The organism is Paenibacillus sp. SC116 (assembly GCF_024733555.1).
Classification (GTDB): domain Bacteria; phylum Bacillota; class Bacilli; order Paenibacillales; family Paenibacillaceae; genus Paenibacillus_B.
Genome location: NZ_JANIOF010000002.1, coordinates 468,886 through 493,010, shown reverse-complemented (window position 1 = coordinate 493,010; position 24,125 = coordinate 468,886). Strand labels below are relative to the sequence as shown.

The following is a 24,125-nucleotide window of genomic DNA, read 5'->3' as shown; positions in this document are numbered from 1 at the left end:
TTATTGTCTTCTATCCAAGAAAACAGATTCTTGAACAGCTTGATACCTCTGATATTGATGATTTGCAGCCTGTTTCTTATCTAGAAGAGTCATTTTTTCTCGCAACTTAGACTGTTCCAATTGAATGACGTCGATGACTCGATGATGAAGATGCTGAATTTCCAACAAACTATCTCTATGTTCAGACCGAATATTATTTTGACTCAGTTCCCCGTAACACTCATCAATCTGAATAGAAATTTGCTCATAGACATCATAAGGAGAAGAGGCCTCAAGAATGGAAGCATAGTACATTTTTAATTGTCCTAATAGTTCCAACACTATCACTCTATCTCTCTCCTCCTTAGACAGAAGCATGTTGTCCACCTTTACGCACAATTAATAGAGCCTGCTTCCATGTTTCTGCCATTTCTCTAGCGAATTCCAAAACATCATCCAACAATTGCTCATTACGATTAATAATGAAATTCGTTAAATGACGCTGATAGAACATATACAAGTCGTGCAATTCGCGCGCAATGGCATAATCCATATTCAAAGTAATAGTAAGTTCATTCAGGATATCTCTAACCTTGTATATACAGCGCTTCATCTCATCAAGTTGACTTTGAGAAAATAATTGTTTTGCTTTCTGTAATGACTTTACCATCTCTTGATATAATAATAAGGTCAATTCGCCAGGGCTCGCTGTCTCTACTTTCACCTTTAAATACTGCTCTTGTTTTGCGTTATACATCATCATTCATCTCTCCATCAGTCATTCTTATGTAACGTCACATTGCGCCAAGCTGCTGCGATAACCAATTCCCTTTATTGTTCAAGCTTTGAAGAGCCTTTTCCATAGCTGTGAATTTTTTGTAATATCGATTTTCGATATCAATCAATCGATCATTAACACGAGATTCTTCACGACTTAGATTTCTAAGCTCTTTACCGAACCAGCTTTCATCCATTGATTCTAAAGATGCAGAAGATCCAATCTTTTTACTAACACTATCAATTCTCTTAGTAGCTTCTTCATAGATTCGTTCTGCAAATCCTTGCTCAGCTCGTCTAGTAGCAGCACCTGTAGGAGTTTTTCCTTCGGTAGTAGAAGGCTTGGTAAAGAGAGTTACGACTTGATCAAACTTTGTATTAAGTGCCTCACTTAATTTAGCTTCATCAATCTCAAGCTTTCCGTTCATTTTGTAGTCAGATGACTGTTTAATACCGATATCAGAGAGAAGTTTAACATGACCATCTTTGACACCTTCTAACGGTGTACGGATCATCGTTCTAAGTTGAGTTAAGGTACTTTCCAAAAAGTCATCACTATAAAGAGTCCCTTGGCGGGCCTTCTTTTCCCACTGCTCGATCTGCTTATCTGTCAATGCTTCTTTTTCGCTGTCAGTAAGCGGTTCGAAATTACGGTTTGGACGTGTTGTTGTAGCTTCGGATAACTTGTCTACTAATTCATTATATTTGGCTACAAACTCTTTGATCTTCTCTTGGGCGCCATCTTTATCTGTATTTGTAGCTAATGTTAGAGTACCCGTTCCTTTTAGAGCTACCATAATTCCATTAACATCTACTGTATTACTAGAAGATGAAATTACAGCAGTAGAACCATTAATCGTATAAGTAGCATCTGTTCCCTTTGTAGAACCCGCTTTAATATTTAAAACATTCGTCAAAACAGCAGCATCCCCGCCAACCGTAACCGTTGCCTTACTGCCCATTTCGGTTGAACTAAACATAAATCGCTTCGTATTCTCATCAAAATAGGCTTTTACCCCTGTTGTAGATGATTTTGCATTAACGGAATCTACAATAGATTTAACGGACGAAACATTCGCAGTTACAGTAATAGTCTCTTTTCCGTTTTTGCCTTCGATGGTAAACGTTCCTCCGGAAGCGATCGGTTTCGTCGTATCATAAGCAACACTATCACCAAATGTTATTGCTCCAGTGGCTAAAGACTTAACATCGACTACAGCACTTGTCGCAGCGGCATTATTGGAAATGACATCTGCAAGGTTTGTATTGGAGGAAGTGACCTTTGTTTTAGCAAATCCACTTTCCAATCTTAGATCGTTAACACTATTACGCAGCGATAACAGCGTTGTGTTCATTGAGCGATAGTCTTCACGCTTCCAGACGAGTTCCTGCTTTTGTCGATGCAACTTATCGAGAGGAAGTCGTTCTGTACGCATGAGATCACTAACAAGTTTATCAATATCCATCCCAGACGACATTCCACTTATACGTATTGGACCACCTATAGCTGGCATAATTCCCTCCCCCTTCTACACTTTTTCGTCCATGAACAAACCATTCTTAACGCAAAGGTTGTACATCATATCTAGCATCTTTTCACTTGGAATTTCTTTGATAACTTCATCCGTGTTACTGTCAATAATAGTAACCATGATAGCATTCATATCTTCATGCATTTTCACTTTAATATGGGTCTGGCTATCCTGCATGGCCGTATTGAATTTATTCACAAGTTCTTCAACTGTATATTTCTTTTTAATTTCAGCACTTTCCAACTCAGCCGTCATGCCTGCTTCACGTGAAGTCATCTCAGGATTGCCTGAAGAGAACATGGACAATACCGGTTGAACAGAATCAATCCGCATAAATCCCACCCCATATTTCTATTAAAATAGGTGAAGTTACTCTACAGCATAAAAAAAGCCGGCCGGTAAAACCGGCCGGCCTTGTCCTAAATTAACGAAGCAATTGCAGTACGCCTTGTGGCTGTTGGTTAGCTTGTGCCAACATAGCTGTAGCAGCTTGGTTAAGAATGTTATTCTTAGTAAAGTTGCTCATTTCTTTAGCCATATCTACATCACGGATACGGGATTCAGCTGCTTGCAAGTTCTCAGCTGTTGTACCCAAGTTGTTGATTGTGTGCTCAAGACGGTTTTGAACAGCACCCAAGTTAGAACGAATTTCAGAAACTTTGTTGATAGCTGATTGAACAGATACCAAGTTAGTTTTAGCAAGCTGGTTAAGCGTGCTACCTGCAGGGTCAGCTTTGCTCAACTCTTTAAGTTTGTGAAGAGCGCCCAAATCAGATGCTTTTGCAGCTTCCAATTTAAGAGTGATTGTTTCGTCTTTGTTAGCACCAACTTGGAATACTACATCACTAGCATCCTTCAACAAGTTCTTGGAGTTGAACTGTGTTTGGTTAGCTACATCGTTGATTTGAGCTGTAAGTTGTTTAACTTCAGAGTCAATCTTAGCTGCATCAGTAGTTGTCAAAACTTCGTTTGCACCTTGAACCATCAACTCAGACATACGTTGTAGCATAGCGTGAGTTTCATTCAATGCACCTTCAGCTGTTTGGATCAAAGAAATACCATCCAAAGCATTCTTGGAAGCTTGCTCCAAGCCACGGATTTGGTTACGCATTTTCTCAGAGATCGCAAGACCAGCTGCATCATCAGCTGCACGGTTGATGCGGTAGCCAGAAGACAATTTCTCCAAAGACTTACCTTGTTGAGTGTTGTTGAAAGACAATTGACGGTGTGCATTGTATGCACTCATATTGTGGTTAATACGCATGATTAAGTTCCTCCCTGGAATTGTGTTATGGTGTTCGCTTCCTTGCTTACACCCTGATGGTCATCGCATGTTCTTCGGCCGATAGAATCATTACGTTTGACCTAATAATTAATATATCGGTTGTTTGTTAGCGAAGTTTATAGCAGTTGAATTTTTTTTTCATATTTTAACGCTTTTTATGTGGAATATTGCTGCTTATTGTACTCCAGTCTTCTGTCGACAAACTTTCATTTATCGCGGCTTCATTTTGCGCCTTTATACTTAAGTAAATCTCCTCACGATAAACTGAAACATCTGCCGGTGCATCTACACCTAGGCGAACTTGGTCACCGTTCACTTCTACGACCGTTAATACGATATCATTGCCGATCATAATTTTTTGACCTTTGGCTCTCGTTAGTACGAGCATTACGATTCGCCTCCTATCGGATGCTGAACATCGTACGGGACACCCTCCAATACGACCTGCGCAGCTTGCCGAGATTGTGTGTTTATAACGAGAGGAGCTTTCAAATTAATCGTCATGCGCTCCCCTCCCTTTATCGTCATAATTGTTCTGACTAATACTTGTTCTTCCGAAACGATATTAAGCTTATGTTTCCAATTTGAAGACAATTCAAACCCATATTCGGAATGATGATGAAATGGATTAACAACGATAAATGTCAAATCAGCATCATCTACGCTTTGAAGCAAATCTATTTCCACCTTAAATCCTATAGCCTGAAGCCATACATACTTTTTACAATTAGGAAATCCTAAAATTCCATTTTCAAAACTAATAATATCCGACTCTTCCACTTGTAGTGTCCCTAATCGAGTAGATTGTACTTCCATATGTCTGAGGCCTCCTTGAAATAAAAATAGCTATAAAGAACAGAGTTCTACATAGCTACATTATCATTACATAACAGCGTCTAACTGCTGTCCTGTTGCATTAAAAAATATAAAATTCTGCTGTATTAAATATGGATTAATCTTGCCTGGATAGTAATCTATAGACGGCTTTGTGCGCTCGAACTCGAAGTTTACGCCACCTGGTTTGACGTTAGTCTGCAACTGCCCAGGCATATAGGTTACTTCCACATTGTCATAATTCGGCTCTCCTGCAATATCAATTCTAAACTGTCTGAACATTCTCTCACGAGCAATCTCTGCGAAAGCATTGCTCTTCTGATGAGAAGCCATCATTCTATCGCCCTCTTGAGCCAAGTTAGCGATATTTTGCATCGATATTTGTAACGATTGCTGCGCAATACGGTCTGTTACTTCCTCGAAACGGGCTCGACCAAGCGCCGACCAAGCTTTCCTTGAATCAATCGACAATGAATCATCACTGCGAGACAATTCCACTGATACGTGCTCTTGATGAATCTTGAGTTCTGAAGGAGGAGTCTCTATCTTCAGTTGACCAGGGTTACGCTCTAATCCAACTCGAGCAAATTGTTGATTAATCTCAATACGCGGTAAATTCATTCCGCATCACCTACCGTAGAAAATCAAGCAAGCTTGGACGTGAAATACGCGCGATCGTATCCAAGGAAGCTTGGAATATACTTTCTGCTGTTTTCAATTCCGTAATTACCTTCGGCATATCAACATCTTCCGTCTTCGATTGAAGGCCAATATAATTTAAGTTCAGGTCTTCCAGTCGGCTCGTTGTGAACTCCAGTCGATTTTGCTTTGCACCGACTTCCGCCTGTGATAATGTTAACTTTTCTAAATTTGCCTGCAGTCGTGGGATCGCATCTGCAATTCCAGCAGTATTGTTATCTACGAGTCCCTTACGCAGATCGTCGACAACTTTGAACATACTGTCCGTAGCTCCAAACTTACCAAACACTTTATCTCCAATCAAGTTAACATCTACATAAAGCCCCGCTCCAACTTGATACTGAACAATACCATGATCCAACTCATAGTTCTCTCTCGCTGGATCAGTTGGATAAGGAGCTTGATCAATACGTTGACCGTTAAAAATATATTTTCCTTTAAATTGAGCATTGCCAAGTGAAACTAAATGTTCGTACAATTGCTCCACTTCACGAGCAATATTTTCACGAGCATCATCTGGTACCGTTTCAGATGCACCTTGAACTGCGAGCTCTGATAATTTTTGTATAACTTGAGTGGCTTCTCCAAGTACTTCATCTGTATATTTCATGAAACTGTCGGCATCTTGTACATTATCCGTAAACTGTGTAGTCGCGCTGATTTCTGCACGATAGTGCAGCGCACTCGCTACACCTACTGGATCGTCGGAAGGACGATTCAAACGACGGTTCGTCATGAGTTGTTCTTGATACTTATCAAGTCGTTTGAAGTTCCCCTGTAGGTTCTTCATCATGGAATCGCCCATCATAGACTGTGTAATACGCATCTAGCTTACCTCCTTCTATCTTCCAACGACACCTGTTCCGTTAATCAGCTTGTCCAGCATTTCATCCATCGTTGTCATTACACGTGCAGATGCGCTGTATGCATGCTGGAATTTAATCATATTAGCCATCTCTTCATCTAACGATACGCTGCTTACCGATTTGCGAAGATTATCTGCATGGCCTGTTAACAGCTCGCTGTTTTCAACCATTTTCATAGCATGATCCGATTCATTACCAAGCTGAGCAACAACTGACTGTACATACCCATTTATCGTTGCTGAATTTGTGACCGATCCTGGCTGGGTGAAGCTATATACACGTTCACTTAATCCGGCAATAAGCAATGCCATGTCACCATTACCTTGGAGCGCAACTTCCGCCTGTGATCCATTCGGCTGCGTACGAAGCTCTGTTCTCATCGATACTCCGATATTTTTAACATCATCCTTAATCGAAGAATGAAGCACAATATTATCTGCTGTAATAGTCGCACTTCCATCTTTCGTCGTGAAAAACGGAATGCCTGATTGTGCTGGTGACTGCAAATTATAACCTAAGGCATGAAGTCCATTCAAACCATTTACAGTATGCTTAGCATCTGCTAAAAGACGGCGTGGGTTAGCTGGATCCATCTGCGCACCTGGAATCGTCACTCCCTGTGGAAGAATTGATCCAGCAGGTAGCGTTACTTCAACCGGCCCCGTCGCAATCGTGTTTGCAATAATATCGAGTTGTTTACGATAGTTAGCTACATGAATATCACGAGAATCCACATAACCTTTGATTTCACCATTTGTCAAACCACCAGTATCCCCAACCGTTATCGGCGTAGATACCATATTATCTACAACCATCGTGCCACCAAAAGAAACCTGATAGTCTGCAGCTGTTTCCGTTACGGTAACATTACCAAGTCCAGATAGCTGATCAACAAGTAAATCACGCTTGTCTCGGAGATCATTTGCATGATCACCAAGTCCTTCAATACGTTTAATCATTGTCGTCAAATCAGAAACTTGTTGTATGTAATTATTAGCTTCAGACACTTTCACGTTAATACGTTCAGTCAAGTTACTTTCGAGTACCTTTAACTGGCTTGAAATATGGCCGAATGTCTCCGTAAGAGAAATCGCTTTCTGCTGAACAAGTGTACGTGCGGAAAGATCAGAGTTTCCTGGATTTTTGCTAAGCAACTGCCACGAATTCCAAAACTCCGAAAGATTTTTAGCAATGCTGTTATCCGAAGGTTCATTAAAAATACCTTCTATGTTACGGAGCGTTTCCTGCTGTACTTTCCAAGACGACTGTACGGTATTCTGATTGCGATATTCAATGTCGAGCAGAAAGTCTCGAATCCGATAAACACTTTCTGCTTCAACCCCCATTCCCATTTGGTTGGGAAGTTTGGAATTGTTATGAAGTCCCGGATAATCGATTGGACGAGCAGCAACGAGTCGAGTTGCCTGTCTAGAAAAACCCGGAGTATTAGCATTCGTAATATTATGTCCTGTCGTTGCTAGTGACAATTGATGGGCAGCGACGCCGCGCTTACCAATTTCTAAAGTATGAAAAGTTGAACGCATGGGGCGATGTCCCTCCCTCTCTTGAATTCGTCCCTCTGTATGTGTTCTGCAACACTAACGATGAAACTTATAACATTGTATTTAAAGATCGCTTTGTCTAACTAAAGCTAAAGCAACATAAAATTCATACTTCAAACAAATATTTCACTATTATTATCCACAGATTCTTACGCTCTTGTATCGAACATACTGCGCCCTATCTTGGGCTGCGGCTGCTGAGGATGACGATATAGTGATTCATCTTCTGGACGGCTTGTCATAATGTTCAGAGAATAATCGACGAAATCCAGCGATTGCTGTAAGAGCTCACGCACGAACTGATTCTCTTCCTTCAATTTATTCAATAGCACGTTTAGTGACTGCTGTGCCTCTTGCAGTTGCAACCGTTCTTCCGGTTGAAATACAAGACGAGAAAGTTCAGTTACAGTAAGACGAAGATTGGAACGAATCCCTTTCTCTTGTATAAAAGCTAACGAAGCAGCTACCCGCTCATCATCAGCTTCTGCTACGAGTTTCAGAATTCTATTCTCCCTAGAGGTCAAGCTTGAAAGTTCTTGAACATCATTCCGAGTAATAACACCCTTCTTCTGTTCAGCTATTTCTATTAGCTGCTCATGCAGCACACTCAAGTTCTCTAGCGCTACAATGACTCGCTTTATACTCATCTCATCACCTATTTCTTCATATCGCGACTAAATATCGGAAGCAGCTTCTCTGCAATTTTGTTGGAATCGACATGATATGTTCCAGTAGAAACAGCCTGCTTAAGCTCTTGAATACGCTCAGCTTTGCTGCTATCCTGTGCACGAGTATTTGCACTTAATAATTGCTTTGCTTCTGTAGATATCGTAACCTCATCCTTACGCTTGTTAGGCTTAGTCGCATGGGTTATAGATTGCTGACGTTGATATTGTTGAGCCGCTCCGATTCGCTGTGTATCATTTATTTTCAACATAGTCACCTCATTTCAAATCAAAAAGCCGACGACCTTTACTAAGATTATCGGCTTGATGTCAACAATTATTTAGCTATCCAAAAAAAGAAAATTGACATAACTTGATAAAGCGAGCTCTTTCAACGTATGCCTCTACTCTTTATCAATTATTCTATATGTCGCTGCATTGTTCTTGTTCGAGGTATTTGTATGAGACTCTGCCTCGTTTTTCGCCTGAGAAAGATCATTAAGAAGGCGGCGTCGACAACTCTCACACATATGGCCTTCTTGAATAAAACCTCCGCACACTTCACACGGATATGAAAGATTGGGCATATTCAATACAGAAATACGTCCCTCACGAATAAATTGTGTAATCTGCCGCACGCTAACCCCTGTATCATCAGATAATTCGGTCATTGTCGCTTGTCTATGTTTTCGCAAATAATCTGCACAGAGTTTGTAATCCGCTTCGATGTCTTTCAGGCAGTTGGGGCATATATCTTTATATACTTTCGCGAACAGTCGCCCGCAACGATTGCAATTGCTTAATTCCATCATCGACACCTCTTTACCTTTATCTGATACCATCATAACGCATGTTGGAACAGATGACGAGAGGTGCTTTTTAAAGAATATTAAAAATGTCGAACAATGTTGAATAAAACGAATACTCATATTTTCCTATACCTGAATGAATATAGACAGGTACTCTAACACGTGGCTATTCAAGCACGTGCCCATGTATAACTACAAATAACCGCCGATATTCCGTTGTTACGAAATACGCCTGTCAGCGCCCCTGCACAAGCACGGACGGTGCTACCTGTCGTATACACATCATCTACGAGCAGGATGTAGATCGGGTATTTGCTCGACGTGTTAGGGATAAGTGATTGTAGTGCCTTTGTATGGCATCGATAGGCACCAGCTATTGTAAGCTCTCGGCCGCTGCGCCCTAGATGGCTTTGCCTTCCTTGATCGGTCGTGCGCATAAGCAAAGGCATGACCGGACGCCCCCATTCGGTTGCTAGCAGCGTGGCAAGTCGCTCGGCTGGATTGAAGCCGCGCTCTTTCAATCGCTCTGCGGTGGATGGAACAAAGGTGACGATGTCCGGATATGGTACGGACGGCAACTGATATAGCCAACGTCGCAGTCGCTCATAGAGAGGCAATCGCCCATTGGGAATCTGCGGATGGAAGCGTGCAATCGTCGCAGCCAGCAGCTCATAACGGTGCAGCATCATACCCGCCATGATAGCAGCGTAGCCTGCATCGCCTTGGAATTTGAATCGATGGAGCCATGCTTTCATCGCCTCGCTGTAAACAACGGCACTTCGATTCGCCGTAAGGCCATGAACAAGGAGTGGATGTCGCTCGCAATCCGTACAGCGAACTGCTCTGCCACAGTGCAGGCAGCCAATTTGTTGAATATAAGATATGGATGATTTACATAATGTACACAGCTGCCTACTCCAAGATTCAACAGAATAGGTAGAGGTTATACCTGATTTACTTCTACTATTTAACCTCTTCTCGTTGTGGGGAACCGAAAGATAAGGAATCTTACCTTCACAACCTATACAAATACTAGACCGGGGCATACTTATGCCTTCATACCAGCCTTTTGGCGTATTCATGTGGTCCTCTTCACACTCCTTCATTGACCATATCAAGCATGAGCATGTAAGGTCTGTTCTATTTCCTGCTTCATTTACGAATCAAGCACTCTATATTTCTAACTTCACAATAGAGACTAAGTGAACTGAGATTCAAATATGTAACATATAGAACATAATCATCTTTCCAAAATACACTTCATGATGCATTTAATGATGCCACGTGAAATTTGTTAAGCATTGCGCGGGACGCCCTTTGTTCTCAGATAACCCCCACGTTCAGCAAGCCTATTCATTCTTTTAATCTGGACCATGGCCCCTCGTTGTGATTTCGTCCATTGTGGTGCTGCAAAATAAACGAGTCCGTGCGGATCCTCCTTGGATCGCCCAGCCCGGCCTGCCATCTGTACGAGTGAGGATTCATCAAATAATTTGTCATCTGCGTCCAAAATGATAACATCGCTCTTGGGAACAGTAACGCCACGTTCCAGAATAGTCGTCGTGACCAACAGATCAATTTCTTTACTACGAAACTGTTGAACTTTCTCGGATCGCATAGCATCAGCAGCGGACGTGCCTTCTACAACATACTCGGGCATCGCGGCACGCAGCAGTCGTACGATGCCCTCAATATGGCGAATTCTCGCAGCGAATATAAATAGCTGCGCACCCCGCGCCAGCGACTGATGTATCACCTTCATCAGTTGCCCATGCAGCCGCCCACCTGCAATCTGACGGGCAACGGCTGGCATCGCGAGCCTTTGCGGTACAGGCAGCGGCTCACGATGATACCGCACAGGCACAATAGCCTGTGCGAGTCGGCCCCGCCGCACGGTGCGCTGCATCGCCTTTGGCGGCGTAGCCGACAAATACACGAACGCTCCCCCAGGCGCGCACGCTTGCCTGGCGGCCCGTTCAAGCATGGGGTTGTTGTGGAACGGAAACGCATCCAGCTCATCCACAACAACCAAATCAAACGCTTCGCGAAACCGCATCAACTGATGCGTTGTCGCAAGCGTCACATCACCCGGATCCCACCGCTCTTCACTGCCGCCGTAGAGCGTTACGACCCGCATATTTGCAAATGCTTTCGCTATGCGAGGCTTCAGCTCCAGCACAACATCGCGCCGCGGCGTTGCTATGCAGACGCGCCCGCCGCGATACAGCGCATGCGCGACAAGCGGATACATCATCTCCGTCTTGCCTGCTCCCGTTACCGCCCACAGAAGAAACTCCCCCTTCGCTTCTTTCCCAAGTTGCCAATGCTTCTCCAAATATCGAAGTGCCAACTGGCTCGCATCACGCTGAGCAGGCGCCAAACCGAAGCGTTCAAGTAACTCTTCTACATGTGACTCTTCTGTATGACTACTAACGGCGGCATCTACTACCTGATCACGTAAACGTGCATCCTTTCGCTTTCCGATGATAAGCAATCCACATGTTCGGCTTCGTCCCAACTGCAAGCAACCAAGACAGGTGTAGCACCGCTCTGATCCACATCGTTCACAATTTGATACTCTTAACCGCTCACCAATACTGCCGCAACGCCGGCAACTTTCTTCACTTCCAATCAACCCCTGCCTGTCCTTCGCAGAACTCGAAAACATAGAAGATAACATTTTTCTCTTCCACACGGTCAGCAAACCTTCGGCTTCACACGCGTCGCTCCAATCCACTCCATTTGTAAGTTCAATATGCCCATCCAATACACCCTGCTGCAACAATCCCAACAACTGCTCATCACTCAGCGCAAATTGATTATGCTCGGCTACGCTTCTTACCTCGCTCTCAAGCAATGCTTTTCCTGATAACAAGAACATCAATTTACGATATATAATATGACCTTCCAATATTCCGTCTGCAGCCAGTGTAGAGAAATCACTAGCCTCATTTATTCCAAACTCTAGGTTCCTATTACGCTGCATCTGCGAAGCCACTGCTAACAGCTCATAATGGGTAAGTCCCCTAACTTTCGGCCATGCATAACCATTCAACCGTTCTAGTCGTTCACTGAATGAGCTTAATAATGCCTTTCCATAAGTGGTCCACTTCTTTTCATCCCATCGGTCCATCTCTGATTTCGCAGTAAATCGTTTCACAGCTCGCCGTGCCACATCAATGGGGACTCTCAAATACCACAGTACTACTTTGTATACATCCGATCGCCCTGTTTCCTCGCACTGTTTAGCCCCCCAATGACATACATCCACTCGCCAATCCAATGAAAGTCTAAGCTCCCACTTGCCTGCTAGCTTAATCGCATATAGCCATAACATACGTCTCACTCCATATCTAGAAAATCATCAGAACAAACGAAAACCAATCAACCTTTCACAACATGACAACATAGAATACAACAAAAAAGCACACTCGCTCTGATTGTTATCAGGACGATGTGTGCTTCACATCACTTAAAATATTCTGGATATTCTTACTGAGAATACTTTTGCATTAGATTAGACTCCAACTACCACCCGCTGTATTTACAGTTACAGAAATCCATATGTTTTACGATATGCTTCTAAGCTTGAAAACATCCATTCTGCTCACATTCAATCGACTGTATGAGCAGATGCATACTTTCATTACGACTTGAATCCGCTCTCATCGACGCCTGCGGCGCAACCAACGCCGCCAGCGCCGCCTACACCGTGCCGCCAGCCAAAAAGGGAAGCTTCCGCCAATTGTCTTGACGATATAAATAAAGAATAATTTGCGTTTCCTCATCTTCCTTTGCTTGCTGTAACTGCGCGACACGTAATTCACGTGCCTTCACTGTTGATTCGGTCATGACATGACAAATGACTTCATATCGCTTCATCATGCGAGTCACAATAGGAAGCGTCTCATCCGTAGATCCGCCATCCAATACCGTTATCTCCAAACGCTTGCCTTTGAACCAAGCATACCAACAGTAAGCACGTATAATCCATTCCAAATGACGTTCATCATTTTGCGCTACAATAACAACATGTATCCAAGGTTGCGGGCGATTTCCCCGCAGCTTCTTCGTAAGCCGGTGCGCTAGATGAACAGCCACTGCCGCCAATCCGTAGCACAATACGATCCAACCCAACATCGTGATCATGCGGCCCACCTCCTTACTACCAAGTGTATGCCGCGAAATGCGCTACGGTGACGGACAAGCGTCGTCATTTTTCACTTTTTTTCTAAAAGTTGTACACAGTAGTCGAAACCAATATTCTACGTTTCCTTAGTCCACAAATTCTAGGGATGAAATAAATACAAAGTATAATGGGATCTCACTCTTGATTTCATCCAATTATAATTACGTGTTCCTGCCTCTTATCATCGTGCATACTTCACACATATGTATCGACGATTAAATCACTTAATCTGCTTAACTTACAAAGTCACCCAACCATTTTTAATCGAGTTAATAACGGCCTGTGTCCGATCATCAACTTCCATCTTTTGCAGGATACTACTAACATGGTTTTTGACCGTTTTTTCACTGATAAACAAAAATTCACCGATCATTTTATTACTCTTGCCTTCCGCCATAAGGCGAAGCACTTCAGCTTCCCGACGTGTCAGCGGATTACCCTCAATATGGTTAAGACGTACACCGGATTCTCTCACAACATCTTCATCCATAATGCCGCGTTCATCCAACAATGTCATACGGCGCAACTGTTGTATCAATTTACCTGTCACTTTAGGGTGAATAAAAGCATGACCTGCTACAACGGAGCGAATGGCATTAATGAGTGAATCGGCTTCCATATCTTTAAGCAGGTAACCGGTAGCACCTTTGCGGAGCGTTTCGAAGACATAACTTTCATCATCGTGGATCGATAATATAAGAACCTTAACATTTGGGAATATATCTTTCATTCGTTCCGTTGCAACTACTCCATTTTCAACAGGCATGTTGATATCCATCAATACAACGTCTGGCACCTCGTGGTTACAGAACTCTAATACCTGTATCCCATCACCGCACTCCCCAATTACTTCTAGATCATCTTCCATATTGAGAATGCGCTTCAATCCTTCACGGAACAGCTGATGATCGTCAGCAAGGAGTACTTTGATTGTACTTCTACCCGTCTTACGACTCTCCATACACTTACTCCTCTCTCTTTTCTACATTTATTGGTATAAAAAATGATAGTTGAGTTCCCTGTTCTCTACTCGATCGAATCTTCATACGGCCTTCCAGCAACTTAACGCGCTCTTTCATACCAATGATACCGAAATGGCCTTGTTCTTTAGAAATAGACTCCAACGATTCCACATTGAAACCTTGGCCGTTATCTTCTACAACAAGTTGAACCTCATTCTCCTCATATGTCAGTTTACACGATACATAGGAGGGATCGGCATGCTTAGCTGCATTCGTAAACATTTCTTGTACTAGTCGGAAAATGGCCGCTTCCATTGCCGACTTCAGGCGACGTTCTTGCCCTTTTACTTCCAGCATAGTCTTAACTTTCATCTTCTCTTCAAAATCATGCACAAATTTGCGTAACGTTGGGACTAACCCCAGATCGTCCAACGTCATAGGTCTTAAATTAAAAATAACTTTCCGAATTTCTTCAAGACCGCCACGCAACTGTGACTTCAAATCTACTATTTCGTCCTGAACCACTTCAAATTCCTGCTTCGACAACATTCTTTCTACAATTTCCGTCCTAAGAACTACGTTGGCCAAAGACTGAGCGGGACCGTCATGTATATCACGAGCGATACGTTTGCGCTCTTCTTCCTGGGCCAGTATGATCTGAAGTCCTAAAAGCTGACGATTTTTGGCTGATTCCAAAATTCTTGTCACCTGTGTCAAATCACCCGACAAGTAATCAAGAACTACACTCATCTGAGAGCCGATCGTTTCTGCCTTTTCAATGGATGCATCCACATTGCGCATACGTTTGACCAAATCATCACGGCGCGTCTTCAAATAGTTCTCTTTCTCACGGAAGATCATCAGCTCAACCTGATATTGAGTTGCCTTCTCGTAAGCGTTCTTGCTGTCTTCCTCGCTGAATTTGGAGAAGTCACGACTGACTTCAGTCAAACGCAAACGAGCCAGACGAAATTTTCGTTCCAGCTCGTCTACCTTATCACAAATACGGGCGGTTTCTTCCATAAGCTCCGTCATTTGATATTGAAGATTAGCAGCCTCATCACGAGCCGCCTTTAGAATTTCATAGATTTGATATTGACTATCCTGCATGACTTTCGTGGCATTCTTTATGACACGATCGATTTGGTCGACTTGATGGTCCACGGGTTCTCCGTCTCCTTGCCTTGAAAAGGGTAGTTGGATCTATCGACCTTTATCATACCATATCAGCGGATAGTAATGGACTTCGACTTTGGTTCCCAATTTACGGATAGGCCTAATTGTTCGGAAACAAGTCTCAACGGGACTAAAGTCCTGCCACTTCGGATGATTGGAGACACTTCTGCCAGCTTACGTTGTCCATTGCTGAAGTATGATTTGTTATTAACTATTAACTCCAAATAATCGTCTCCGCGAAGAACCGTCACTTTCTTAGCTCCGTTATTCCAAGTAGCTTGACCACCGAATTCGTCCAATATTACTTTGACCGGTACATAGGTCGTACCATTCAACACAAGTGGAGACACATCAATGGTCTTCTTCTTGCCATTCACCGTAATCTGTTTGCTACCTACTGTCAGCTTCATATCTGCCTTCGGCATTGAAATTGTACCCGCTGGCAGCATCGCTTTCATGTTATCAAAAGCAACTTCTCCAACGGAAGCACGCTGCTCCTGACCATCTTCAAGATTAACGACATACAGACGCTTCAATGTATAAGGTCCGCCGCCCTTAACATCAGACAGATCAACTTTTAAGTTCTTCCATCCATCCCAATTCATTGTCTTAGCTACATCGACCATATGTGCCTTGCCACTGCCATCAATGACTTCGGCTCGCAGCCAATTGCTGCTATTATCACTGTATACATCGAGTGTAAATGAAGCTGGTGCTCCTCCAAGTGAAATCCCCTTGCTGCCATTTACTATGGAATAGGCAAATTTATTGCCGGAACCATTCGTCATATCATAACTAAGTTTCAATACTTTGTCCGAAGCACTTCGCCCATCGTAACTGCCTACGATTGACGTTTGTCCTGCCGTTGCCGTCTTTGGAAGCCCTGCAAAGCTTGGAGACAAAGTGGAACTATTGAAGTTTTCAATAAGTGTTTCCGTGCTTTCTGACAATGGAATCATTGTTTTTATGCCATCATAGCTGGCGAACGCATATCCGATTTTCGCATTCTTATCTACATCTGTTACATTCAGCACTCCATTTTTCACATTACCTTGGAACCCTTTGAATTCCCACTTAATAGATTCTGCAGGCACATTTACAGTACTTCCGTCTTTAAGCTTCGCACGCACAGGTACTGAAACAGAAGTTCCTGCCTGCAGCGGTGCCGTCGAACCAGCAATATAAAGAGCATCTAGATCAGCCGCCCCGATAACATCAACTGATAGTGTTTCTTTGGAACTGCCGGATTGTGCGATAACTTGACCCTTGCCTGACTTCTTCGCTTCAAAGGACTCCCCGTTCCATGCAAGTACACTATTTCCTGATTTCCACGCAGCATCGAGGTTCGTTGCTTCAACCGGATTATAATACTGGTCATATGCTTTCACCGTATAGTCTGCTTGCTGACCGATAAACAATTTCTTAGAACCTGACAGCACCATACCTTTTACTTCACCTTGAGGAGCCGTTGTATATACGCCAATACCATTCACAACATTTCGCTGTGTTTGACCATACTCCGTATTATGTGTCAGCGTAGTACCTTGCTCAGCGAGCGGTCGATGCACCATCGTTGTCGATCCGCCACCATCCAAGTTAACTGCCTTCCAGCTTCCTAGGCTTACTAGAACATCTTGCAGCTCTTTAAGTGTTAAGCCTTTACTAGAATTACTTTTCTCAGCAGTTACGATATAAACAAATCTTCCATCCTTAGAGTAACCAATAGCTGTTCTCGCACGGGATGAGGTACCACTTATATTCGCAATTTCACGTGTGTATCCAGATGCTGCACCATTTTCCACTAACAGTGTGTGACCGCCTACCATCATGTCGAACTGACTTGGATCAACCTGCTGCCCCGTTGTCTTAGAAATTAAATGATAGTCTGCTTTAACTGCAGCACCAACCTGCATATGCTCACGCATATATTCTGCTGCCTTTCCATGTCCACGAATAATAAATCCGTCTTCTGGTACAACCATAGACAGGCCGCCTTTATCACCAAACTCCACCACGACTCCATCGCGAACAAGCGCTTCTGTTGCGGTTGTAGAGCTATTTTTAGGACGCTCTTTATTTTTCCAAGCACTTGTGTAAATGTACATTTTGTTTACGTGACTGTACGAATTGTCCGGTTCTGTCATATATGTTGTCTTATTTATACCTGCAAGTGGGAACGTTGTGCCACTGTCGCTTGTAACGTTACCTTCGAATGTGTAATGATCAATGCTCGGTTTACGATCTTTGGACAAACCAAAAGCATACATCCCTATAAGCTCAGATGGACTGGATATCATCTCGCCCTCAGAGATTTGAGCGCCCATTGGTGCTCCTTCTCTGTTCATATCGTAATAGTCGCCATTAACAGCGGCAACCGCTCCATTTTCTTTTGCCATACCCGAAATATTTTGATGTGTATTCAATTTATTGTCTTTTCCGGTCATTACATCAAGCTTCACATATGGATTGCTCAAATCAGCACGCAATACATGAACATTTGTTTTGGACTTGTATTTGTACTGCTGGCGCAGAACACCTGAAGTTACAATCTCTTCAGACATCTTAGTCATGGATGAATTTGCTCGAAATTGTTGAGATTGATGAGTCTGCTCTTCTGTTGGACTATCTGCATACGCAGTCAACCCTGCTACTCCATTCATCGTCACTAGCATGGCAGTACTAATAAGCAGCACCATCCATTTTGAACGACGAGTTGTGTGTACTTGCGTTGTTGCTTCTGTCACTTTCGATTCACTCCCCAAAGTATTCGCGGCTCCTCCGTCCCAAATTACGCTTGAGCCACTCATTTCTATTACATGTTATCCCGATTTCTTCTGCCAAGAGTAAACCGTTATATGTATACTCTACTATATTCATAGTTATAGACTCCTCATTTCCATAAAAAGTTTCGTCTATTTTACTGTATTTACTAACCATATCACTATGAATCTAGCAAATTTGCACAAAAAAGCTAGCAGAATGAAAAATGCTTCAAACTGCTAGCTTTTATTTGACTACATATATTGTATTTTCTCAAGCATACGTCTGATCATTGACGTCGCCTGTGCACGAGTAGCTTTCGTACGAACTCCGAATGTATTTTGGCTCATTCCTTGAATAATACCTGCCTCCAGCGCCTGAGCAACGGTTGCTTGGGACTTGGAAGCAAACTGACTACGATCACTGAAGCGAGTGAAATAGCTATCTACAGACTTCGAGAGCTGCTGTGTATAGCCTGCCGTCTTCATCGCACGCACCATCATCATCGACATGTGCTCACGAGTAATCGGATCATTTGGTTTAAATGTTCGATCTTCATATCCTAAAATGATGCCAGCTTTAACTGCCGCTCCGATATAAGGGGCATCAGCATGGCCTCTGGATACATCCTTGAAGCTACTAACTTGGTTCGGATCACCTTTTAAACCTAAGCCTCGTGCTATCATTACAGCAAACTCAGCACGAGTCACGCTGCGATCTGGTTGGAACTTATCGCCTGATGCTGCATCCGCTATAAATCTACCAGCTAGTGCATTAATATCCCCGGCAGCCCAGTGTCCAGCTGTATCTGAGAATGTTTTTGTACTGTTAACGACAGCTATACGTTCATTGCTTGGCGCTTGGCTTTGCAGAACATGAGCACCTTGTTCAGATCTAATCTGAGTTGGTATATATCCTAGGCGCACCGCTTGAGAATCAAGCATAACTGCGATTGTTTTATTCTTATCAAGCGCAGTACTAGAACGATAGTTAACTTGTGTCTTTACTTGAACATCGACTGCCTTAACAGATGGAACAGATGTGAACGCGGATACATTGAATTCATGTACCCCTGTAACATCCTGCCCCGACTCTTTCGCCAACCAGCTTGTATACAATGAAGATTGACCTGTTTGTTTCTCAATTGAAAGCAACAAGGTTGCACTTGAAGCAGACGTGTTCAACTGATTCGAAATATTTTGCAACGACAGATCACGAAGCGCAATTGTGTACATCCAATCACCGTATCGCACACCAATTCTAAGATCTTTGCCGGCACTCATAACTTCCTCAATTGGCTTAAGCGGGATTGCTATCATTGCTGCTTTCTCACTAGTCGGTACATCAACAACAACCGTATTCAGCCCTTTTTGAATGGCGTACTCCATAGAGGACTTCCAGTGATCCTGTTTCACTGTGTATTTATTCGTATGTTGTTTATTACGCGAAATATCGATGTTCTTAGTTGTTGCTTCCGTCTTAACTAACAACACCTTGGATAAAAACAACGTATATGCTGCTTCTTCTGTGTTTGCAGGCTGACCTACAGATGGTGTGCCTCCTGTATTTCCCCCGTTGGAGCTTTTACTTACATCAAAGCCTGAGAAACTACGTATTTTATTTCCGCTCATATCTGTTAACGGGTAAGCATATGGAGCACTGTACGTTAACTTAATAGACTGAGCTTGATCAATTGCGTTAAATAAGGTCAACGTCACCATTGTATTATTAATTCGAACGGATCGAATGGATTCAGTCTTATTATCTACACGCAAAGAGAAGCTAGTTTGTCCCGGTACTGATAAGTTATCCAGCTGCTTGGAAAATTCCAAAGTAACTGTGTCTCCACTCACATAAGCCTTATTCAGTTGAGGTTGACTTGTATCGGTTTGATTGCCAACCTTAATCACACTGAATTCCGGCGCTTGATTCCCAGCTAAATCCACAATTCTTTGCGTTCCTGGCACATACGATAAAGTGACAAGATCATTGCGACTTACCACCGAAGATTTTAATGTCAAAATAACTTGATTACTGCGAACTTCAACTTTATCTACATAACGAGCCTTATCATTGACCAATACCGAATAATGACTCTTCATTGGTAAAATGTCAGGGTTCAGCCCTTCGTTGTAGCTAAGTATAACTTTCGTACCGTCTACATGTGTTGACACCAAAATAGGTGACTTTGTATCAATCGAATTGCGTAAGTATTTTGGTCCAAAACCAGCGATATTGGCATCGTACCTATCTTTAAGTGGATATGCTCCTGGTTGATATTGAATCGTAACAACTTGACCATCCGTCACAACATTGCCCAATGTTAACGTCAATGTTGAACTAGTGCCACCTTGAATCGATGTAGGCGTGTAAGCAATGCCATCCACCATAACTGTAAATTGAGAAATAGCTCGAGCATCAACTTGCTTCAACCACTCATTAAAAGTAAGTTGAATAAGAGATCCTGTCACGACTGCATGTGTGATGCGAGACATCGACTCTTCAATATTATTTGTAACATCCCTAGAAGAGAAGCTAGCTACACGATTTCCATTTCTATCCTTAAGTGGAATGATACCTTGCGTGTATGAGATTCTAACCACTTGTCCAATCGCAATCCCACTCTGAAGACTAATACTTACCTTATTACTGTAAATATGTGCTCCTGATAACGGTCTTTCCTCATCGTTGACCGTTACTTTGAAGTTATCTAAATATGGTACGCTTGTACCATCCAACTCTTTGTTGTATGTCAATTCAATAATATTCGTTTTTGCCATTACAACCGATTCCAATGTAGGAGCCACTGTATCTGGGACTAGCGTATTGAAGCGCCATGCGTTTGTAAGCCCTGGATATGAATTACCAGCCATATCTTTCACAGCATCTTTTCCAATATCCACGGTATAACTTGTTCCAGAAGCCAGAGGAGATCTTGGACGAATTCTGACCTCCCGTTTATTAGACGGATTAACACTAACATCTACTGATACGCCGTAACTTCCGCTCCGCTTCAACGTAATACTACCGCTGCCCAACTGCACTTCTTTATTCATCGTCATTACAAGCTCTGTATTCAACGGTACATTTCGTGACTGATCGCTTGGAGATACCGTAGAGATTGCTGGCGGACTTGTATCTGAGGATACTTTAAACGCCCATGTGTTCTTATTTTGAATACCCGCGTATGCAATTCCGTTCACATCACGGAACGCACCATCCGATATCCATATATAATAGTTTTCATTATCCGCAAGGGCATTAGCTAAATGAATTTGTATCGTGTTTGTCCCGCCTCCTGTGATAGCAGAGGAGTTCACGCTGGACTCTTGAACAACTTGGTCATTGCTTGCCTTTTTAATGACGACATGGCCATTCCCTGGATAAACAGGTCTATTAAAGGTCAGACTAAGCTGTGGTTTGGTAGATACGCCAGTGCTGCCGCTAATAGGCATATACTGTGTAACTGCCAATGCAGAGGAATCTTTACTCGCTTCAGTCGTAAAGTTCCAGCTGTTCGCCGTTGATTTTCCACCATACGGAACTCCATCTGTATCATGGAACGTACCTTTATCGATCAATACATAATACTCGGTATTGGGTTGCAAACCATTCAAATTGACACTTACCGTGCTACCTGCAACTGATACGTCACCTGACTGGACATTTATCGTCTTTGTTGTTTCATTATCACGAAGTCGTTTAACATAAATATGTCCTGTACCTTTAATCACTTCTTCATTGAAATGAAGACGCATTTCCGTATTAACAGGAACGCCTCCTGCTTTGTGATACGGAACTGTACCATTCAAGCCTGGAGCCATGTTGTTAGCATCCGATACAGTACGGAAGCTCCACTGCCCATCGGCTAAACCAGCATAGTCTTGTCCGTTACCATCTTTAAGTGCGCCTGGTGTAATCGTAACATTGTACGTCACTCCAAACTTCAAGTTAAATGGTCCAGCGACTCTAATTTGGCTCGTTCCCAATTGAGTTACACGTGGACTTGTGATAGAAATCGTTTCTACCACTAGACCATTTTGATCTTTAATAGTGATATAACCTTGATTGGCAAATACGACCTTATTAAACGTTAATTCTAACGACGTGTTAACAGGTACACCGATTGCTCCGTGTATCGGAGTTTGAGCTGCCACTGTAATTGGGCCAGTGTTAGCATCTCCACTCGTCTTAAAACGCCATTGGTAGGCTCCTTGGATTCCCGCAAAGCTACCGCTGTTCCCTACAAAAGTCCCTGCACCTGTTTGAATATAATAGTGAGTATTCGCTTGCAGATTAGGAATTCTGAATGAAGCTACAGATTGATGAATAGAAACATCCTGCTTCTCAATCTTCGCGATTTCTCTATTATCTTGTGCTTGATGAACCGTAATAAACGTATTATCCTTCATCTGTACAATTTCTGAGAACGTAATTCCAAAAACAGCATCTTTTTGTACCGCTTCATTTCCTGAAAGTGGTGAATAATTAACCACTTGAGGACCACTATTAAGAATAGTAACTTGGCCCGATTGTGCTGCCGCATATGTGGTAGTCTGATATGCCAGACTTCCTTGCAGAATTAGCATCGCAGCTAGTATTGCTGATAAGTATCGTTTCATGTATTTATCCCTCCGAAAAAAGACACTCGTACTTTTATTTTCGGTAAATGACGTGTAAATGTTTAGAGTTGTGAGCATTCTATGGGTACAAAAAGAGCTTTGGACAGATTGTTGCTCTGACCAAAGCTCTGCTCTTAATCATTATTAAGAAATAATAATGGCGTACGAACTATTTATAGACCAGCTTGCTCGCGCAATACTGCAGCTTTATCAACTTGCTCCCAAGGAAGCTCAACATCAGTACGACCGAAGTGGCCATAAGCTGCTGTTTGCTTATAAATAGGACGACGCAAGTCGAGCATACGAATGATGCCAGCTGGACGCAGGTCAAAGTTGTTTTGGATAAGCTCAACGAGCTTCTCTTCTTCAACTTTACCTGTACCGTACGTATCTACGTTAATGGATACTGGTTTAGCTACACCAATTGCATATGCCAACTGGATTTCACATTTATCAGCTAGACCTGCAGCTACGATATTCTTCGCTACGTAGCGTGCTGCATATGCAGCGGAACGGTCAACTTTTGTAGGATCTTTACCAGAAAACGCACCGCCGCCATGACGAGCATAACCGCCGTACGTATCAACGATAATTTTGCGGCCTGTAAGACCTGCATCCCCTTGTGGCCCACCAATAACAAAGCGACCAGTTGGGTTAATGAAATATTTAGTCTCGCTGTCCAACCATTCTGTTGGAACAACAGGTTTAATAACATGTTCCAAAATATCTGATTGAATTTGTTCTAGAGTAGCTTCTTCAGCATGTTGAGTCGATACAACAATCGCATCAACACGAACTGGCTTGCCATCTTGATATTCAATCGTTACTTGTGTCTTACCATCTGGTCGAAGGTAGCCAAGCATACCGTTCTTACGCACCTCCGACAAGCGGCGTGCCAAACGGTGAGACAATGCGATCGGTAATGGCATTAACTCAGGTGTCTCGTTCGTTGCAAAACCGAACATTAAGCCTTGGTCACCCGCACCGATATTATCGCGTTCTTCCTTAGCGTCTTCAGTACGAGTTTCAATACCTTCGTTTACGCCTTGAGCGATATCAGGAGATTGCTCGTTGAGGGAAGTAAGAACCGCACACGTATTATAATCGAAACCAAATTTCGCACGTGTATAACCGATATCTTTAATCGTGTTGCGTACGATAGATGGGATATCAACGTAATCGGCTTTTGTACTAATTTCTCCGATAACAAGAACTAGTCCTGTAGCTACGGATACTTCACACGCTACCCGAGCATTCGGGTCATTAGCGAGAAAGGCGTCCAATACCGCATCTGAGATTTGGTCACATATTTTATCTGGATGACCTTCAGTAACGGATTCGGAAGTGAATAAGTGGCGTCCTTTAATAGACATTGGACTCAACCCCCCATACGTATAATGTAGGCTAT

General features: G+C 42.9%; 21 protein-coding genes. All 21 read right to left on the bottom strand.

The features are described from left to right. Entirely contained in the window at positions 1–327 is a 327-nt protein-coding gene (locus tag NQ117_RS13925) for a hypothetical protein (RefSeq protein ID WP_258278627.1), read from the bottom strand. A 16-nt stretch (positions 328–343) separates the two neighbouring features. Further along, entirely contained in the window at positions 344–742 is a 399-nt protein-coding gene (gene fliS, locus NQ117_RS13920) for a flagellar export chaperone FliS (protein ID WP_258278626.1), read from the bottom strand. Between the two features lie 31 nt (positions 743–773). After that, on the bottom strand, positions 774–2,270 hold the full coding sequence (gene fliD / locus NQ117_RS13915; RefSeq protein WP_258278625.1) for a flagellar filament capping protein FliD: 1,497 nt from the start codon (positions 2,268–2,270) through the stop codon (positions 774–776). A 15-nt stretch (positions 2,271–2,285) separates the two neighbouring features. After that, entirely contained in the window at positions 2,286–2,621 is a 336-nt protein-coding gene (locus NQ117_RS13910; protein ID WP_258278624.1) for a flagellar protein FlaG, read from the bottom strand. A 91-nt stretch (positions 2,622–2,712) separates the two neighbouring features. Further along, the gene (locus NQ117_RS13905) at positions 2,713–3,552 is read right to left on the bottom strand and encodes a flagellin N-terminal helical domain-containing protein (protein WP_258278623.1); all 840 of its coding nucleotides are present in this window, start codon (positions 3,550–3,552) and stop codon (positions 2,713–2,715) included. A gap of 166 nt (positions 3,553–3,718) precedes the next feature. Next, the gene (gene csrA / locus NQ117_RS13900) at positions 3,719–3,961 is read right to left on the bottom strand and encodes a carbon storage regulator CsrA (RefSeq protein ID WP_258278622.1); all 243 of its coding nucleotides are present in this window, start codon (positions 3,959–3,961) and stop codon (positions 3,719–3,721) included. Continuing rightward, entirely contained in the window at positions 3,961–4,389 is a 429-nt protein-coding gene (gene fliW, locus NQ117_RS13895; RefSeq protein WP_258278621.1) for a flagellar assembly protein FliW, read from the bottom strand. The genes csrA and fliW overlap by 1 nt, the downstream gene beginning before the upstream one ends. Positions 4,390–4,455: 66 nt before the next feature. Then, positions 4,456–5,028, bottom strand: a complete 573-nt coding sequence (locus tag NQ117_RS13890; RefSeq protein ID WP_258278620.1) for a DUF6470 family protein — start codon at positions 5,026–5,028, stop codon at positions 4,456–4,458. A 10-nt stretch (positions 5,029–5,038) separates the two neighbouring features. Further along, positions 5,039–5,932, bottom strand: a complete 894-nt coding sequence (flgL, locus tag NQ117_RS13885; RefSeq protein WP_258278619.1) for a flagellar hook-associated protein FlgL — start codon at positions 5,930–5,932, stop codon at positions 5,039–5,041. A 15-nt stretch (positions 5,933–5,947) separates the two neighbouring features. After that, positions 5,948–7,516, bottom strand: a complete 1,569-nt coding sequence (gene flgK, locus NQ117_RS13880; RefSeq protein ID WP_258278618.1) for a flagellar hook-associated protein FlgK — start codon at positions 7,514–7,516, stop codon at positions 5,948–5,950. Between the two features lie 167 nt (positions 7,517–7,683). Continuing rightward, entirely contained in the window at positions 7,684–8,181 is a 498-nt protein-coding gene (locus tag NQ117_RS13875) for a flagellar protein FlgN (RefSeq protein WP_258278617.1), read from the bottom strand. Between the two features lie 8 nt (positions 8,182–8,189). After that, positions 8,190–8,471, bottom strand: coding sequence for a flagellar biosynthesis anti-sigma factor FlgM (gene flgM, locus NQ117_RS13870; RefSeq protein WP_309137879.1), 282 nt, complete (start codon positions 8,469–8,471; stop codon positions 8,190–8,192). A gap of 132 nt (positions 8,472–8,603) precedes the next feature. Further along, positions 8,604–9,008 (bottom strand): TIGR03826 family flagellar region protein, encoded by a 405-nt coding sequence (locus NQ117_RS13865; protein WP_258278710.1) that lies wholly within the window; start codon positions 9,006–9,008, stop codon positions 8,604–8,606. 170 nt (positions 9,009–9,178) lie between these two features. Next, positions 9,179–10,090: a ComF family protein gene (locus NQ117_RS13860; protein ID WP_258278616.1), complete on the bottom strand. Its 912-nt coding sequence runs from the start codon at positions 10,088–10,090 to the stop codon at positions 9,179–9,181. A gap of 212 nt (positions 10,091–10,302) precedes the next feature. Continuing rightward, positions 10,303–12,345: an ATP-dependent helicase ComFA gene (locus tag NQ117_RS13855; protein WP_258278615.1), complete on the bottom strand. Its 2,043-nt coding sequence runs from the start codon at positions 12,343–12,345 to the stop codon at positions 10,303–10,305. 368 nt (positions 12,346–12,713) lie between these two features. Then, positions 12,714–13,157, bottom strand: coding sequence for a glycosyltransferase family protein (locus tag NQ117_RS13850; protein WP_258278614.1), 444 nt, complete (start codon positions 13,155–13,157; stop codon positions 12,714–12,716). A 278-nt stretch (positions 13,158–13,435) separates the two neighbouring features. Continuing rightward, complete coding sequence (locus NQ117_RS13845) at positions 13,436–14,158, bottom strand: response regulator (RefSeq protein WP_258278613.1); 723 nt, start codon at positions 14,156–14,158, stop codon at positions 13,436–13,438. Positions 14,159–14,162: 4 nt separating this feature from the next. Then, on the bottom strand, positions 14,163–15,323 hold the full coding sequence (locus NQ117_RS13840) for a sensor histidine kinase (protein WP_258278612.1): 1,161 nt from the start codon (positions 15,321–15,323) through the stop codon (positions 14,163–14,165). A 62-nt stretch (positions 15,324–15,385) separates the two neighbouring features. Then, positions 15,386–18,079 (bottom strand): stalk domain-containing protein, encoded by a 2,694-nt coding sequence (locus NQ117_RS13835; RefSeq protein ID WP_258278611.1) that lies wholly within the window; start codon positions 18,077–18,079, stop codon positions 15,386–15,388. 270 nt (positions 18,080–18,349) lie between these two features. After that, positions 18,350–22,717 (bottom strand): Ig-like domain-containing protein, encoded by a 4,368-nt coding sequence (locus tag NQ117_RS13830; RefSeq protein WP_258278610.1) that lies wholly within the window; start codon positions 22,715–22,717, stop codon positions 18,350–18,352. Between the two features lie 173 nt (positions 22,718–22,890). After that, positions 22,891–24,090, bottom strand: a complete 1,200-nt coding sequence (metK, locus tag NQ117_RS13825; RefSeq protein ID WP_258278609.1) for a methionine adenosyltransferase — start codon at positions 24,088–24,090, stop codon at positions 22,891–22,893. Between the last annotated feature and the right edge of the window lie 35 nt (positions 24,091–24,125).

Bases quoted from the DNA above. Each gene is read 5' to 3' on its own strand.
- NQ117_RS13845 (WP_258278613.1), bottom strand. From the start codon at position 14,158: ATGGAGAGTCGTAAGACGGGTAGAAGTACAATCAAAGTACTCCTTGCT.
- NQ117_RS13875 (WP_258278617.1), bottom strand. From the start codon at position 8,181: ATGAGTATAAAGCGAGTCATTGTAGCGCTAGAGAACTTGAGTGTGCTG.
- fliD (WP_258278625.1), bottom strand. From the start codon at position 2,270: ATGCCAGCTATAGGTGGTCCAATACGTATAAGTGGAATGTCGTCTGGG.
- fliW (WP_258278621.1), bottom strand. From the start codon at position 4,389: ATGGAAGTACAATCTACTCGATTAGGGACACTACAAGTGGAAGAGTCG.
- csrA (WP_258278622.1), bottom strand. From the start codon at position 3,961: ATGCTCGTACTAACGAGAGCCAAAGGTCAAAAAATTATGATCGGCAAT.
- fliS (WP_258278626.1), bottom strand. From the start codon at position 742: ATGATGATGTATAACGCAAAACAAGAGCAGTATTTAAAGGTGAAAGTA.
- flgM (WP_309137879.1), bottom strand. From the start codon at position 8,471: ATGTTGAAAATAAATGATACACAGCGAATCGGAGCGGCTCAACAATAT.
- NQ117_RS13860 (WP_258278616.1), bottom strand. From the start codon at position 10,090: ATGAATACGCCAAAAGGCTGGTATGAAGGCATAAGTATGCCCCGGTCT.
- NQ117_RS13910 (WP_258278624.1), bottom strand. From the start codon at position 2,621: ATGCGGATTGATTCTGTTCAACCGGTATTGTCCATGTTCTCTTCAGGC.
- flgK (WP_258278618.1), bottom strand. From the start codon at position 7,516: ATGCGTTCAACTTTTCATACTTTAGAAATTGGTAAGCGCGGCGTCGCT.
- metK (WP_258278609.1), bottom strand. From the start codon at position 24,090: ATGTCTATTAAAGGACGCCACTTATTCACTTCCGAATCCGTTACTGAA.
- NQ117_RS13905 (WP_258278623.1), bottom strand. From the start codon at position 3,552: ATGCGTATTAACCACAATATGAGTGCATACAATGCACACCGTCAATTG.
- NQ117_RS13890 (WP_258278620.1), bottom strand. From the start codon at position 5,028: ATGAATTTACCGCGTATTGAGATTAATCAACAATTTGCTCGAGTTGGA.
- flgL (WP_258278619.1), bottom strand. From the start codon at position 5,932: ATGCGTATTACACAGTCTATGATGGGCGATTCCATGATGAAGAACCTA.
- NQ117_RS13865 (WP_258278710.1), bottom strand. From the start codon at position 9,008: ATGGAATTAAGCAATTGCAATCGTTGCGGGCGACTGTTCGCGAAAGTA.
- NQ117_RS13855 (WP_258278615.1), bottom strand. From the start codon at position 12,345: ATGTTATGGCTATATGCGATTAAGCTAGCAGGCAAGTGGGAGCTTAGA.
- NQ117_RS13850 (WP_258278614.1), bottom strand. From the start codon at position 13,157: ATGATCACGATGTTGGGTTGGATCGTATTGTGCTACGGATTGGCGGCA.
- NQ117_RS13830 (WP_258278610.1), bottom strand. From the start codon at position 22,717: ATGAAACGATACTTATCAGCAATACTAGCTGCGATGCTAATTCTGCAA.